14 protein-coding genes are annotated in these 13736 nt (G+C 64.5%); 9 read left to right on the top strand and 5 right to left on the bottom strand.

Going from position 1 to position 13736, the window contains the following annotated elements; translation table 11 throughout:
- Positions 1-2: 2 nt before the first annotated feature.
- Together leuB and AB5I39_RS03040 are read left to right on the top strand one after the other, a co-directional pair.
- Positions 3-1055 (top strand): 3-isopropylmalate dehydrogenase, encoded by a 1053-nt coding sequence (gene leuB, locus AB5I39_RS03045; protein ID WP_404370996.1) that lies wholly within the window; start codon positions 3-5, stop codon positions 1053-1055.
- Entirely contained in the window at positions 1052-2152 is a 1101-nt protein-coding gene (locus AB5I39_RS03040) for a glycosyltransferase (protein ID WP_404370993.1), read from the top strand. The genes leuB and AB5I39_RS03040 overlap by 4 nt, the downstream gene beginning before the upstream one ends.
- On the opposite strand, the gene AB5I39_RS03035 is transcribed toward AB5I39_RS03040, so the two are convergent.
- Complete coding sequence (locus AB5I39_RS03035; protein WP_404373985.1) at positions 2149-3393, bottom strand: phospholipid carrier-dependent glycosyltransferase; 1245 nt, start codon at positions 3391-3393, stop codon at positions 2149-2151. The genes AB5I39_RS03040 and AB5I39_RS03035 overlap by 4 nt on opposite strands.
- A gap of 131 nt (positions 3394-3524) precedes the next feature.
- Between AB5I39_RS03035 and AB5I39_RS03030 the strand changes: the two genes are divergently transcribed.
- From AB5I39_RS03030 to AB5I39_RS03010, 5 genes are read left to right on the top strand one after another with little or no spacing between them, the layout of a single operon-like run.
- Complete coding sequence (locus AB5I39_RS03030) at positions 3525-4730, top strand: trans-sulfuration enzyme family protein (RefSeq protein ID WP_404370990.1); 1206 nt, start codon at positions 3525-3527, stop codon at positions 4728-4730.
- Positions 4724-5137, top strand: coding sequence for a Co2+/Mg2+ efflux protein ApaG (gene apaG, locus AB5I39_RS03025; RefSeq protein ID WP_404373982.1), 414 nt, complete (start codon positions 4724-4726; stop codon positions 5135-5137). The genes AB5I39_RS03030 and apaG overlap by 7 nt, the downstream gene beginning before the upstream one ends.
- A complete protein-coding gene (locus AB5I39_RS03020; RefSeq protein ID WP_404370988.1) occupies positions 5134-5925 on the top strand; it encodes a LysR family transcriptional regulator in 792 nt (263 codons plus the stop codon). Before apaG ends, AB5I39_RS03020 begins: the two co-directional genes overlap by 4 nt.
- Positions 5922-6449 (top strand): GNAT family N-acetyltransferase, encoded by a 528-nt coding sequence (locus AB5I39_RS03015; RefSeq protein ID WP_404370984.1) that lies wholly within the window; start codon positions 5922-5924, stop codon positions 6447-6449. Before AB5I39_RS03020 ends, AB5I39_RS03015 begins: the two co-directional genes overlap by 4 nt.
- The gene (locus tag AB5I39_RS03010; RefSeq protein WP_404370981.1) at positions 6446-6736 is read left to right on the top strand and encodes a hypothetical protein; all 291 of its coding nucleotides are present in this window, start codon (positions 6446-6448) and stop codon (positions 6734-6736) included. Before AB5I39_RS03015 ends, AB5I39_RS03010 begins: the two co-directional genes overlap by 4 nt.
- Here AB5I39_RS03010 and AB5I39_RS03005 read toward each other — a convergent pair whose 3' ends face one another.
- Together AB5I39_RS03005 and parE are read right to left on the bottom strand one after the other, a co-directional pair.
- Positions 6737-7930 (bottom strand): tetratricopeptide repeat protein, encoded by a 1194-nt coding sequence (locus AB5I39_RS03005; protein ID WP_404370978.1) that lies wholly within the window; start codon positions 7928-7930, stop codon positions 6737-6739. It lies immediately after the preceding gene.
- A 303-nt stretch (positions 7931-8233) separates the two neighbouring features.
- Positions 8234-10213 carry a DNA topoisomerase IV subunit B gene (gene parE, locus AB5I39_RS03000; RefSeq protein WP_404370976.1) on the bottom strand — a complete coding sequence of 660 codons (1980 nt, stop codon included), beginning with the start codon at positions 10211-10213 and terminating at the stop codon, positions 8234-8236.
- Positions 10214-10387: 174 nt separating this feature from the next.
- On the opposite strand from parE, the gene AB5I39_RS02995 reads away from it, so the two are divergent.
- A complete protein-coding gene (locus AB5I39_RS02995; RefSeq protein ID WP_404370973.1) occupies positions 10388-11254 on the top strand; it encodes an outer membrane protein in 867 nt (288 codons plus the stop codon).
- Positions 11255-11399: 145 nt separating this feature from the next.
- Here AB5I39_RS02995 and AB5I39_RS02990 read toward each other — a convergent pair whose 3' ends face one another.
- Together AB5I39_RS02990 and AB5I39_RS02985 are read right to left on the bottom strand one after the other, a co-directional pair.
- Entirely contained in the window at positions 11400-12041 is a 642-nt protein-coding gene (locus AB5I39_RS02990; RefSeq protein ID WP_404373980.1) for a peptidylprolyl isomerase, read from the bottom strand.
- A gap of 16 nt (positions 12042-12057) precedes the next feature.
- Positions 12058-12774 carry a GcrA family cell cycle regulator gene (locus AB5I39_RS02985; RefSeq protein ID WP_404370970.1) on the bottom strand — a complete coding sequence of 239 codons (717 nt, stop codon included), beginning with the start codon at positions 12772-12774 and terminating at the stop codon, positions 12058-12060.
- Positions 12775-12849: 75 nt separating this feature from the next.
- Between AB5I39_RS02985 and AB5I39_RS02980 the strand changes: the two genes are divergently transcribed.
- Positions 12850-13698, top strand: a complete 849-nt coding sequence (locus AB5I39_RS02980) for an ABC transporter permease (RefSeq protein WP_404370968.1) — start codon at positions 12850-12852, stop codon at positions 13696-13698.
- Positions 13699-13736 lie beyond the last annotated feature (38 nt).

The raw sequence follows: 13736 nt of genomic DNA, 5'->3' as shown, positions 1-13736 counted from the left end.
CCTTGGCACTGATCGCAATTCTCGCCGGTGACGGCATCGGACCCGAAGTGACCCGCGAGGCGCGCCGCGTGCTCGAAGCGCTCGACCTTGGCCATACGTTCGAAACCGCGCCGGTCGGCGGGGCGGCCTATCGCGCGGCGGGCCACCCGCTGCCGCCCGACACGCTGGCGCTCGCCAAGCGGGCCGATGCGATCCTGTTCGGTGCGGTCGGCGATCCCGAGATGGACGGGCTGGAGCGCGCGCTCAGGCCCGAGCAGGCGATCCTGGGCTTGCGGAAGGCGCTCGGCCTGTTCGCCAATCTGCGCCCCGCCAAGCTGTTTCCGGGGCTGGAAGACGCCTCCGCGATGCGCCCCGAGATCGCGCGCGCGATCGATATGGTGATCGTGCGCGAGCTCACCGGCGACGTCTATTTCGGCGACAAGGGGCGCGGCATCACGCACAAGGGCCTGCGCGAAGGCCATGACATGATGCGTTACGACGAGGTCGAGGTCGCCCGCATTGCGCGCGTCGGCTTTGAAATGGCGCAGCGGCGCAAGCGCATCATCACCTCGGTCGACAAGGCCAATGTGCTGGAAACGTCGCAATTGTGGCGCGAGGTGGTGAACGAGATCGCGCTCGACTATCCCGATGTGAAGCTGACCCACATGTATGTCGACAACGCCGCGATGCAGCTGGTGCGCAATCCGGGCAGCTTCGACGTGATCGTGACCGGCAATCTGTTCGGCGACATCCTGTCCGATCAGGCGAGCATGTGCGTCGGGTCGATCGGAATGTTGCCCTCGGCCTCACTTAACGATTGGCAGGGGACCTGCGGCCTGTACGAGCCGATCCACGGTTCGGCACCCGACATTGCGGGGCAGGGCAAGGCCAATCCGTGCGCCGCGATCCTGTCGGCGGCGATGCTGCTGCGCCACTCGCTGGCGGACGAAGCATCGGCGCAACGGATCGAGGCTGCGGTGGTTGCGGCGATTGCCGGCGGTGCGCGGACGCTGGATCTCGGCGGCACGCTCTCGACCGAGGCGATGGGCGATGCGGTGCTGGCCGCGCTTGCATGACCGCGCCGCTCGAACTGGCGGTCGTCATCCCGACCTTCAACGAGCTGCGCAACGTGCCGCTGCTGATCGCGAAGCTCGACGCGGCGCTGGCCGGGCGCGTGTGGGAAGCGATCTTCGTCGATGATGACAGCCCCGACGGAACAGCGCAGGCGGCGCGCGACATAGCGCTGACCGACCGGCGCGTGCGCGTGATCCAGCGGATCGGGCGACGCGGGTTGTCCTCCGCCTGTATCGAGGGGATGTGTGCCACCGCCGCCCCGCTCGTCGCGGTGATCGACGGCGATCTGCAGCATGACGAGACGATCCTGCCGGCAATGCTCGACGCGCTGCAGGCCGATCCCGCGCTCGACGTCGTAATCGGCTCGCGCTTTGTCGCGGGCGGTGGGACAGGCGATTGGGACCATGACCGCGTCGCCAAATCGGCACTGGCGACAAGGATTTCGCGGCGTGTGCTGAAAGCCGATCTCAACGATCCGATGAGTGGCTTCTTCATGATCCGCGCGTCGGTGGTGCGCGAGATGATCCCGTCGCTGTCCGCGATCGGCTTCAAGATCCTGCTCGACATCATGACGGCAAGCCCGCGGCCGCTGAAGTTCCTCGAGTTGCCCTATACCTTCCGCTTGCGGACCGAGGGGGAGAGCAAGCTCGATTACGTCGTGGCGATGGAATTTCTGATCGCTTTGTATGACCGTATGTTCGGGCGGATCGTACCGGTGCGCTTCGTGATGTTTTCCGCAATCGGCGCGATCGGGGCGATCGTGCATCTGGCGGTGCTGTGGGTGCTGTTCCGTGAGCTTGGCGTCGAGTTCGTTGCGGCGACGATTGCGGCGACTTTGGTGGCGATGACGTTCAACTTCTTCCTCAACAATGCGCTGACCTATCGGGAGCGGCGGCTGACCGGCGCGCGCGCTCTGTTCGACGGGTGGGTGTCGTTTTGCCTCGTCTGCGCGGTGGGAGCCGCGGCCAATATCGGCGTCGCCTCCTTCCTGTTCGAGGTGCAGCACGGCGCGTGGGCGTTGTCGGCGCTGGCCGGGATCGTCGTTGCGGCGGTGTGGAATTTCGCGTTGTCGTCACGCTTTGTGTGGGGGCGATACTAGACCCAGGTCGGAAACCAGGTCCAGAATTGGAAGGCGTTCGGCCCGCTCAAGCGGGCGGCGGAGAGCACCGGGTAGAACAAGACGAAGAACGCCAGCACGACGATCAGCACCGCTTCGTCCCAGCGCTTGCCGCGTTTGAAATGGTCGAGCGCGACGGCCAGCGCGACGCATAGGAAAATGCTCGGCAGATAGTAATAATAGAAGAAGCCCAGCGACTTGGGGATCACGGCCCAAACGGCGTAGCTGCCGATCCACAACCCCGCCGCGGCGAGCGCCGCAGCGCTGCGGTCGCGCCACCAGGCGTAAAGGCACGCCATCACGGCGACCAGCCCGCCATAGAGGATCGCCAGATTGCCGATTAGCAGCACTCCGCGCTGCGCCCCGTCGGCGTTCTCGTAGAGATACCAGATCGGGCGGATCATGAAGGGCCAGCTCCACCACGATGATTGGTACGGGTGCGACGGCAGGATCTGCGTTTGCTGATGGTACATCGTCGCCTGGAAAGGCAGCAGTTTGCCCGGCGTCATTGCGTCGATGTGATAGAAGAAGGCGGGTGCAAACGTCAGGAAATAGGCGGTTATACTGATCGCGCCTAGCAGAAGGATCGCCGGAATCGCCGCCATGCCGGGCCAATGCCGATGCCCGCCCGCGTTGAGCGCGGCGTAGATCGAGCGGCCGCGTGCCCGGGCATCGTTCAGCCGCACCGCAACGAACGCGATCGCGGCAAAAGCGATGAACGGTGCCGCGCTCCATTTCGCTGCGACCGCGAGGCCGAGCAAGGTGCTGCCCAAAATCCACCGGCCCCAAGCGGACCGCTTTGTCTCCGCGCGCATCGCCCAGAGCAAGCTTGCGATGCCGAGCAGCGTCAGCGCCGCCATGAACCCGTCGAGCATCCCGATCCGCGCCTGCACGAACACGGTAAAATTGAACAGCGCGAACAGCGCGCCGAACACCGCCGGGCGGACGCGTCCGAGCATCAGCCACAGGATCGCGAACACCCCCAGCACCGTCGCGGTCCCAGCGAGCGTCGAGAAGAAGCGCCAGCCCAGCGCGTTGTCGCCGAATAGCAGGATGCCGCCAGCGATGATCTCCTTTGCCAGCAACGGATGCTCGATATTGGTCGGTCCGGCGAACGCGAGCAATTTCCGCGCGGCGGGGACGTAATGCACTTCGTCGAACATCAGTTTCGACGGGATCGTCAGGCGATAGCAGAACAAGGTCTGCGCCAGCAAAGCGAGCATCGCGGCGGCGCGATAGGGGCTGGTCTGCGGCTGCGTCACAGCAGCGCTATTCCCGCTCCAGCCATTCCTTTCAAGCCCGTGTCCGCGATGGGCATTGACGCGCACCGCACGCTCCCGGCAAAGCAGCGACCATGAAACGCCGCACCGGACAAGATCAGAGCATCACGCGCCAGTGGCGCCCCGCAACGCAGGCCGTGCGCGGTGGCACCGCGCGCAGCGAATGGGGCGAAACATCGGAGGCCTTGTTCCTGACCTCGGGCTATGCGTACGACTGTGCGGGCGATGCCGCAGCGCGCTTCTCGGGCGATCAGGTCGGCATGACCTATTCGCGGTTGCAGAACCCGACGGTCGAGATGCTCGAAAGCCGTATCGCCTTGCTCGAAGGGGCAGAGGCGTGCCGCACGATGGCGACGGGCATGGCGGCGATGACCGCAGTGCTGCTGTGCCAGCTCCAGACCGGCGATCATATCGTCGCGGGTCGCGCGGCGTTCGGGTCGTGCCGCTGGCTGACCGACACGTTGCTGCCGAAATTCGGGATCGAGGTGAGTATCGTCGATGCGCGCGATCCGCAGCAGTTTCAGGACGCGGCGAAGGCGAACACCAAGCTGTTCTTCTTCGAAACCCCTGCCAATCCGACGATGGATGTGGTTGATCTGAAAGCGGTTTGCGACATTGCGCGCGCCCGCGGGATCACCTCGGTGGTCGACAATGCGTTTGCCACGCCCGCACTCCAGCGGCCGATGGAATTCGGCGCCGACGTCACCGCCTATAGCGCGACCAAGATGATGGACGGGCAGGGGCGCGTGCTCGCAGGCGCGGTGTGCGGGACGCAGAAGTTCATCGACGACACGCTGCTGCCCTTCACGCGCAACACCGGGCCGACTCTCTCCGCATTCAACGCTTGGGTGGTGCTGAAGGGGCTGGAGACGCTCGATCTGCGCATTCGCCGCCAAAGCGAGAACGCGCTTAAGGTTGGGCGGATGATCGAAGCGCGTGTGCCGCGCATACTCCACCCCGGCCTGCCGAGTCACCCGCAGCACAATCTTGCGATGAGCCAGATGGAAGCGTGCGGCCCGATCTTCGCGTTCGAAGTGGCGGATCGCAAGCAGGCCCATGCCCTGCTTGATGCGCTGCAATTGGTCGATATCTCGAACAATATCGGCGACTCGCGCTCTTTGATGACGCACCCGGCTTCCACCACCCATTCCGGCGTCGCCGAGGAAAAGCGGCTGGAGATGGGCGTGACCGAGGGTCTGCTGCGCTTCAATGTCGGGCTGGAAGATGCCGACGACGTGATCGAGGATGTCGACCGCGCGCTGACTGCGGTGGGATTGTGAGCAGCGCGCTCAGAGCGCTGTTTCCCCATGTCGCCGAAACGCGCGGCATCATCGTGCGTGTCTCGGTCAGTTTCCTGCCGGAACAGTCCGAGCCCGATCGCGGACGGTGGTTCTGGGCGTATCATATCCGGATCGAGAATGCCGGTGCGATGCCGGTGCAATTGCTGACGCGGCACTGGATCATCACCGACGGGCGCGGCGCGCGCCATTCGGTCGAGGGCGAGGGCGTGATTGGCGAACAGCCGCTGATCGCACCGGGCGAGAGCTTCGACTATGTCTCCGGCTGCCCGCTGTCGACGCCGAGCGGTGCGATGCTTGGCAGCTATCACATGATGGGCGAGGACGGATCGGGTTTCGACGTCGAGATCCCGCGCTTTGCACTGCTCGCGCCGGCGGTAGGGGCGTGAAACGCACGCACCTCCCCCTCAACGGTCTGCGCGTGCTCGACGCCGCCGCGCGGCATCTGAGCTTTACCCGCGCCGCCGACGAGCTCGCCGTCACCCCGGCCGCGGTCGGCCAGCAGATCCGCGCGCTTGAGGATACGCTCGGCGTCGTGCTGTTTCGTCGCACCACCAAGGGCTTGGAACTGACGCCCGAGGGCGAAAGTGGCCTTGCGGCGCTGCGCCAGGGCTTCTGGCAATTCGAGGAAGCCGTCCGCGCAATGCAGGCGGGGCAGACCAGCAAGTCGCTGACCATCGCCGCACCACGCGACTTGACCGAGAAGTGGCTGATGCCGCGTCTCGCCGATATCGCGCGGAGCGACGGCGAACTGCGTTTCGTTCTCATCTCCGCCGACGACACGATCGATTTCACCGAGGCGAATCTCGATCTCGCGATCCGCTGGGGCGATGGGCCGGGCGAGCATGAGGGGGAACCAATCGCCTCCGCCGGGATGATCACCGTCGAGCGGCCAGGCGGTGGAGTCGAGACGCGCATTTCGTGGCCGGGTTGCCTCAACGACGATGCTGTGTCGCTGGTGCGCGTCGGCGATGCGGGACTCGCGCTCGATGCCGCTGCGCAAGGGCTGGGGCGCGCAACCGTGCCGGAACTGCTGGCGGCCGCCGATCTCGCGTCGGGGCGTGTGGTCGCAGTGGGGGAGGCTAAGCCCTACCGGCTTGGATACTGGCTGGTCGCACCGCTGCCGCAATGGCGTCAGAAGAAGGTCAAGGCGCTGGTCGCTGCGCTGACGGCATGACCGTGCCGTTCGAAAGCGCGCGGCTGTCGATGCGTGCGCAACGGGCAGACGATGCCGAGGCGCTTTTCGAGGCGTTCGGTAACGACGCGACGATGCTGTGGTGGAGCAGCGCCCCTCATGCCAATCTCGACGAGACGCGGGCCTATCTGACTGCGCGCACCGATCCGGCGGGGCAGCGCGGCTGGGTGATGACGCGCAAAGGTAGCGATCGCGCGATCGGCACCTTATGGGCAGGCGAGCGGCGGGCCGGCGTCAGCGAGATCGGCTATATGCTGGTGCCAAGCGCAACCGGGCAGGGCTATGCGCGCGAAGGGGTCTCGCGGTTGCTCGACCTGCTGTTTCGCGAGGAGGGGTATCGCCGCGTCTTCGCCGATACCGATCCGGACAACGCGCCGTCGAACGCGCTGCTGCAGAGCCTCGGCTTCACGATGGAGGGGCGATTGCGCGCCGAATGGGAGACGCATATCGGCGTACGCGATACCTTGTTATGGGGTCTGCTCGTCACCGAATGGACCAACCGATGACCCCCAAATCACAGGGCGAACCGACCGCCAAGGCACCGCCGCCCGATCTCAACGATCCCGTTCAGCGCGCGGCCTATGCGCGCGAATTGAAGATGGTGGCGCGGCCGATTCGCTACCTGGGGGTTGCGCTGGCGCTTGGCGCTGTGGTCCTGGCGGCGTTGCGCGCGCGCTATTGGCCGCAACTGCCGATGATCCTGCCGCTGTTTCTGCTCGGCGTCGCTGCGTTGCATTTGTTCGCCGGGGTCGTGATCCGCGCCAAATATCACCAGGCGCGGATGCGGGGGTGATCAGGAGATGGTCTTAGGATCGGGATCACGCGATAGATCGAGCACCTCAATGTGCGGTATGGGGGAGCGCGTGCGAAGCCTGCTGCCAGTTTGCGACACCCATCGTGATGTCAGCGTGTAGCGCTCTACCCGCAGAACGTCTGGAGTTTGTTTGGCTAAAGGCGCGTAGCGTCGGCCAGAGATCGAATTGAGCACGGGCTTGCTCCAATCTCCTGTCGTCTTCGAGCTTTGGCGCAATACTTCGACCTCGGTTACCTTGCCGTCCGCGCCGACGACGAAGCCTACATCGATCCATTGATCTTCAAAGCTATAGGTGGACACTTGGTTACGGGGGTCGCCACCAGCCTCCTCCACTCCTGACAAGGGCCGCAACTCAATGGTCGGCGCATAGAGAAGCAAGGGGGTCGTCGTACCGGCCCCGGCCTCGCGATATTGCATGACCAGCTTATCCATCGCCCCAGGAACACCGCGCTTCACCGCCATCGTAAGCTGCAACAATTTTGCCGCCTGAACGAATGGTCTCATTTCCGGATTGCGCTCGTTTATCAGGTCATTGATCGCGCGATTGGCTGGCTCGGCATAGGCAACGCCCTGACGTTGCGAAATAGCGGAATAGAGTAACGCGATCCGCAGACGCGCGAAGCCCTCAGTCTTTGGTTGGTTCGTTGCGTGGGCCTGGCGTACGACTTCACGGTACATCGAGACTGCCGTATCGATCTGCCCGGTGCCAGCGAAACTGTCGGCGGCCTCGATTTGTGCACCAAGGATGCGCGGATCGTTCTTTGGCAATCCGGCCCGCAGCGTTCGCAGGACACTGGTCGCGCCGATCCGATAATCTTCGGTCTCGCCCAGATGCGCGGCGATGCGGGAGTTGGCGCGCAACAAGTCCGACACCGGGACAGGATAGGTCTTTGCATAGCGGCGGTTGCGGCCTAGCGACTTCTGCATCGTCGCTCGCGCGCCCTCATAGTCGCCCGCCACGAACTGTGTTTCGGCGACCCGCAGGGTGGCGTCTATGTCCTTGTCCGGTGGACAATGCTGCATCAGACACGCGGCAAGCGACTCTTTCGCCTCTTTCAGCGACGTGCCGGTCACAATAATGTCGGGGCCGCTACTCGCGCTCTTTTGCGACTGGGTAAATGCGGGTGAAGATACGCAGGCGCCGAGCAAGAATAGCGCCAAAAGCCGAGACATCACGAACCTCCGCAAACGCATGAGCCAAGCGCCACTGCATCTTGCCGTGTGTTCAACTCTATGCTCGCTCCATCGTTTACGGGCAAGACTGTGGCGCTTATCGATCCGTGACAGAGATCACTTTGCGCGGCGTCTGCTCTAGGTTCTGATGAGTTTGCGATCGCGTCACAACCCAGGCGTCATCAACAGTGATCCACCGGGCCCCCTCCTGGTTCACGACGAGACCTCTGCCGCGTATCCAGCAGCGAGGCGATCGAACGTCTCCTAGACGTTCCCTGAACCGCCGCGGCGATCACGCTAACGCTACGCGTCGATCGCATCCTCGTCCATCCGTGCGGCGTTCTCCTGAATGAAGGCGAAACGGTGCGCCGGGTTGGTGCCCATCAGCCGGTCGACCAGATCTTTTACGCTCGCGCGCTCCTCATATTCCTGCGGCAGCGTGATGCGCAGCATCGCGCGAGTCTTAGGGTCCATCGTCGTTTCGCGGAGCTGCATCGGGTTCATTTCACCGAGACCCTTGAAGCGCCCGATCTCGACTTTCTTGCCCTTGAACTCGGTCGCTTCCAGCTTCGCGCGATGCTCGTCGTCCATCGCGTAAAGGCTCTTGGTACCCGAGGTCAGTCGATAGAGCGGCGGCTGCGCGAGATAGACGTGGCCCGCACGGACGATCTCAGGCATTTCCTGGAAGAAGAAGGTCATCAGCAGCGTCGCGATGTGCGCACCGTCCACGTCTGCGTCGGTCATGATGACGACGCGTTCGTACCGCAGGTTTTCCGACCGGCAGTCCTTGCGCGTGCCGCAGCCGAGCGCCTGAATCAAATCGGCGATTTCGGAATTGGCGTGAATCTTGGCGGCGGTGGCAGACGCGACGTTGAGGATCTTGCCGCGGATCGGCAGGATCGCCTGCGTCTTGCGATCGCGCGCCTGCTTGGCCGAGCCGCCAGCCGAATCGCCCTCGACGATGAAGATTTCGGTGCCCTCTGGGCCGTTTGACGAACAGTCGGTCAGCTTGCCGGGCAGGCGCAGTTTGCGCGCGCTGGTCGCGGTCTTGCGCTTGACCTCGCGCTCGGCCTTCCGCGCGAGCCGTTCGTCCATCCGCTCCAGAACATAGGTCAGCAGCGCCTTGCCGCGCTCCATATTGTCGCTGAGAAAGTGGTCGAAATGGTCGCGCACGGCTTTTTCGACGAGCGTCGCCGCCTCGGGGCTGGTGAGACGGTCCTTGGTCTGGCTCTGGAACTGCGGATCGCGGATGAAGACCGACAGCATCAGCTCGCTGCCGGTCATTATGTCCTCGGCCGAAATGTCCTTGGCCTTCTTGTTGCCGACCAGTTCGCCGAACGCGCGGATGCCCTTCACCAGCGCGGCGCGCAGACCTGCCTCGTGCGTGCCGCCGTCAGGGGTGGGGATCGTATTGCAATACCAGCTGTACGATCCATCGCTCCACAGCGGCCAGGCGACCGCGCATTCAACTCGGCCCGCGCTGCCGGGGAAATCCTGGCGGGTGACGAAGAAGTCGCTGGTCGCGCACTCGCGCACGCCGATTTGCTCGCGCAGGTGGTCGGCGAGGCCGCCCGGAAATTGGAACACCGCTTCGGGCGGCGTGTCGTCGGTGAGAAGTTCCGGCGCGCATTTCCAGCGGATTTCGACGCCCGCGAAGAGATACGCCTTCGATCGCGCGAGCTTGTAGAGCCGCGTCGGCTTGAAGCTCATGTCGGCGCCGAAAATTTCGGTATCGGGCACGAAGCTGACCGAGGTACCGCGGCGGTTGGGGGCAGCGCCGACATGTTCGAGCGGCCCGAGTGTCACGCCACGCGCGAAGCGCTGGCGATAGAGTTCGCGGTTGCGCGCGACTTCGATGACGGTGTCGGACGACAACGCATTTACCACGCTGACGCCGACGCCGTGCAGGCCGCCGCTGGTCGCATAGGCCTTGCCGTCGAACTTGCCGCCCGAATGGAGCGTCGAGAGGATCACTTCGAGCGCGGATTTGTCGGGAAACTTGGGGTGCGGATCGACCGGAATGCCGCGCCCGTTATCGACGATCACCAGCCGGTTGCCGGGATGCAGCTCGATTTCGATCCGCGTCGCATGACCGGCGACCGCCTCGTCCATCGCATTGTCGAGTACTTCGGCGGCCAGGTGATGATACGCCCGGTCGTCGGTCCCGCCGATATACATGCCGGGACGGCGCCGGACCGGCTCCAATCCTTCGAGCACCTCGATCGAGGAGGCGTCATAATCGCCGTTCGGTTTCGGGGGGGTAGCGAACAAATCGTCGGACATGCCACCGCTATAAGGGGGCAGCGGCCTTTCTGCCAAGCGTCTCGCCGGAACATCGCGCGAACAGGTCCAGTGTGGCCCAAAAGTCGCAGCGTGACGAAATGTTCATGTCCGTGCAGCCAATCTGCCGCTTCGAACGTCCCTGCTTTCGCTAATGCAGCAAATTCAGGAGTGTTCATGCGTACCAAGACTTTCTCGCTCGCCGCCGTGTTGCTGGCTGGCAGCTTCGCCCTTTCCGTTCCCGCCTTCGCGCAAGAGGCAGACGACAAGCCGTTCGACGGCCTGTATGTGGGCGGCACCGTCGGTTTCGACGCACAGCCGAACGATCGCGGTTCGACCGTCTTGTTCGACCGCAACCTCGATGGCCAGTTCGGCGATACCGTCCTGACCTCTACCGGCAGCAACGCCTTTGCAGCGACCGCAGCACAGCCGGGCGCAGGTTTCTGCAATGGCCGTGCGACCAGCACGGGCCTGTTGACCGGGTGCACCAACGACAAGGACAATATCAGCTATTCGGGCCGCATCGGCTTCGACAAGCAGTTCAACCATGTCGTGGTCGGCTTGGTCGGCGAATTCGGCAAGAGCGAAGTACGTGACAGCGTCAGCGCGTTCAGCACGACGCCCGCCAGCTACACGCTGACGCGCAAGGTCGACTACAACGCGAATATCCGCGCGCGCGCGGGCTATGCGTTCGACAAGACCTTGTTCTACGCAACCGGCGGTGGCGCCTATGCGAAGGTCAACTCGACCTTCGAGACCACCAACACCGCCAATGCCTTCGCCACCAGCGGCAAGAAGGATGCGTGGGGCTATGTCGCGGGCGGCGGTATCGAGCAGAAGCTCGGCCGTCATTTCTCGATCGGCCTCGAATATCTCTACAACCAGTATAAGGACGGCGACTATCGCGTCCGCGCGACGCAGGGTACCGCGCCTGCAACCAATCCGTTCGTGCTCGCACCGAACACCGCCGGCACTGACTTTGCCCGTAGCGACCGGTTCTTCCGGTGGCACAGCGTGCGCGCAACCGCGCAGTTCCGCTTCTAAACCAGCGGCCGCACTCTAACCCGTTCGTGCTGAGCTTGTCGAAGCACCGCCCGCCGCAGGCGCGTACTGCGCTTGCGGCACGGCCCTTCGACAGGCTTAGGGCGAACGGGGCAGGGCGAACCTGACGGGGCGGGCAAGTGTGCCGTCAGCCTACCCTACGGAGCATCTGCCAGACCTTGAGTCGCCCCGTCGGTTTGGCGACCCCGTCCAGACGGATCGCGCGCAGGATCGGGATCGGCCGGACCATCATCTGGCCTTTAAATGCGCCGTCGCCGCCCGGGCGCGTCGGCGCGGCGAGCATTCGCTTCACGACGTCCATCCCAGCGATGACATGGGCGAAGGCGGCATAGCCCGAAAAACCCGGCCGCGCGTCGAGCGAGGGGTTTGGGCCCACCATGATCGAGAAATTGCCGCTGGCTGAATCGGAGCGTTCGAAGCGCGCCATCGATACGGTCGCATCCAGATGCTTGATACCGGTCTTGCTGGTCGGCTCGAGCGGCAACGGATCGAGCATCCGGTGCGAATCGGTGCCGATCCCGCCCTGGACGAAACCTCCAGGCGACGTCTTGCGGCGCGATGCGCGATAGAAGCTCGTCCCGTCGAGCCGCCCGTCATCGACATAACGCAGGAAATTGGCGCTCGTCTGCGGCGCGCGACGCGTGTCGAGCGCGAGCGTGATGGAGCCGACCGCCGTTTCCAGCCGCACGCGGACGACCGGCGGTTCGGGGGCGGGCGCGGCGCCGAGCAGCGCCCCGCACAAGGCGGCAAGCGCAACCCGACGCAGCATGGTCACCCGACCGAAATCAGCGCGCGCGCGGGCCGCCGAACGGGAGCGGTGGTGCAGGACGACGGTCGCGCCGTGGAAGCTGCGCCTGATACGCATGGCCGCAATGTCCGACGCAATAGGGGAAACCGGGGTTCACCTTCTCGCCACAGAAATGGAAGTCAGGCTCGCCCGGATGGCCGATCGGCCATTTGCAGATCTTGTCGTTCAGATCGAGCAACGTGGTCTTACCCGCCATCTCGGGCGAAGGCTTGGCTGGAACCAGGCGGCGCGGCGGGGCCGGCGTGATCGGGGCCTGTTGCTCGCCCGGTGCCTGACGCAGAAAGCCGCCGGGGCCGACCGAACGCAGGATTGGCGGGGCCGGGCGGGGCGCCGCGACGGGGGCGCTGGCCTCGATCTCGTCCTCTTCTTCGACCTCGTCCTCGATCACCGGCGGGGCGGTGACGACCGGCGGTGCGGCGCGCTCGACCGGCGGACGTGGCGGGACCGGCGCGGGCGCCGGGGCGGCGGCGACGGGTGCAGCCGGCTTGGGCGCGGGGGGCGGAGCGGCGGTCTTCGCGGCCGCGGGCTCGTTCGGCTTTACCGGCGACGGGCGCGACTGCAGCCCCAGGCGGTGCGCCTTGCCGATCACGGCATTGCGGCTGACGCCACCCAGTTCTTCCGCGATCTGGCTAGCGGTCTGACCCGCTTCCCACATGCGGCGCAGCGTATCGATCCGTTCGTCGGTCCAGCTCATCGTCATTCCCAATCGTATCGTGCCGACCAATTCTATCGGTTGCGGGCAGCGGCGGCAGTCTTTAGCGACGTAGCCATGAGCAGCCAGCCCCCAATCGGCGAAATTCGTAACGTGATGAACGCACCCGGCGTTCCGGTCATCCGGAACGTCAATTGGGGCGGTCTTCGAACGCTCTATATCAAGGAGGTGCGGCGGTTCTTCAAGGTCCAGTTGCAGACGATCTGGGCACCGGCGATCACGACCTTGCTGTTCCTCGTCATTTTCACCGTCGCGACGGGCGGCAAGCAGCCCGTCCATGTCGGTGGCGTCGATATCCCCTTCGCCGATTTCATCGCGCCCGGATTGATCGTGATGGGAATGCTGCAAAACGCTTTTGCCAATGCCAGCTTCTCCCTGCTGGTCGGCAAGATCCAGGGGACGATCGTCGATTATCTGATGCCGCCGCTGTCGATTGCGGAGCTGTTGGTCGCGATGGTCGGTGGTGCGGTGACACGCGCGGTGTGCGTCGGCGTGGCAGTTTATCTGGCGATGGGGCTTTGGCCGGGCGTGCATCTGCACCCGGCGCATCCGTTCGCAATCCTGTGGTTTGGGCTGCTCGGATCGGTGTTCCTCGCGCTGATCGGGGTGCTGACCTCGATCTGGGCGGAGAAATTCGATCATGCCGCTGCCGTGCAGAATTTCCTGATCGCACCGCTCACCCTGCTGTCGGGCACTTTCTATTCGGTCGACAAGCTTGCCCCTGCGTTCCGCGCATTCAGCCACGCCAACCCGTTCTTCTACATCATCTCGGGCTTTCGCTACGGCTTCCTCGGCACCGCGGATTCGCCGGTTCTGCTGGGCGGCGCGGTGATCCTGGCGATCGACGCGGTGCTGGCGCTGCTCTGCTACTGGCTGCTGCGCTCGGGCTGGAAGATCAAGAACTAGTCAGTTTTCATTCGAGACTGAATCGCGTATCGCTCCCG

Source organism: Sphingomonas sp. MMS24-J45 (genome assembly GCF_044881195.1).
Classification (GTDB): domain Bacteria; phylum Pseudomonadota; class Alphaproteobacteria; order Sphingomonadales; family Sphingomonadaceae; genus Sphingomonas.
Note: the sequence above shows the minus strand (reverse complement) of the source record. Positions and strands in the feature narration are given on the sequence as shown.

What these genes read in the sequence shown, in the direction of transcription:
- AB5I39_RS02995 (WP_404370973.1), top strand. Translation starts at nt 10,388, where the DNA reads ATGCGTACCAAGACTTTCTCGCTCGCCGCCGTGTTGCTGGCTGGCAGC.
- AB5I39_RS03035 (WP_404373985.1), bottom strand. Translation starts at nt 3,393, where the DNA reads ATGCTCGCTTTGCTGGCGCAGACCTTGTTCTGCTATCGCCTGACGATC.
- AB5I39_RS03005 (WP_404370978.1), bottom strand. Translation starts at nt 7,930, where the DNA reads ATGTCTCGGCTTTTGGCGCTATTCTTGCTCGGCGCCTGCGTATCTTCA.
- AB5I39_RS02985 (WP_404370970.1), bottom strand. Translation starts at nt 12,774, where the DNA reads ATGAGCTGGACCGACGAACGGATCGATACGCTGCGCCGCATGTGGGAA.
- AB5I39_RS03040 (WP_404370993.1), top strand. Translation starts at nt 1,052, where the DNA reads ATGACCGCGCCGCTCGAACTGGCGGTCGTCATCCCGACCTTCAACGAG.
- parE (WP_404370976.1), bottom strand. Translation starts at nt 10,213, where the DNA reads ATGTCCGACGATTTGTTCGCTACCCCCCCGAAACCGAACGGCGATTAT.
- AB5I39_RS03010 (WP_404370981.1), top strand. Translation starts at nt 6,446, where the DNA reads ATGACCCCCAAATCACAGGGCGAACCGACCGCCAAGGCACCGCCGCCC.
- AB5I39_RS02980 (WP_404370968.1), top strand. Translation starts at nt 12,850, where the DNA reads ATGAGCAGCCAGCCCCCAATCGGCGAAATTCGTAACGTGATGAACGCA.
- AB5I39_RS03030 (WP_404370990.1), top strand. Translation starts at nt 3,525, where the DNA reads ATGAAACGCCGCACCGGACAAGATCAGAGCATCACGCGCCAGTGGCGC.
- AB5I39_RS03015 (WP_404370984.1), top strand. Translation starts at nt 5,922, where the DNA reads ATGACCGTGCCGTTCGAAAGCGCGCGGCTGTCGATGCGTGCGCAACGG.
- AB5I39_RS02990 (WP_404373980.1), bottom strand. Translation starts at nt 12,041, where the DNA reads ATGCTGCGTCGGGTTGCGCTTGCCGCCTTGTGCGGGGCGCTGCTCGGC.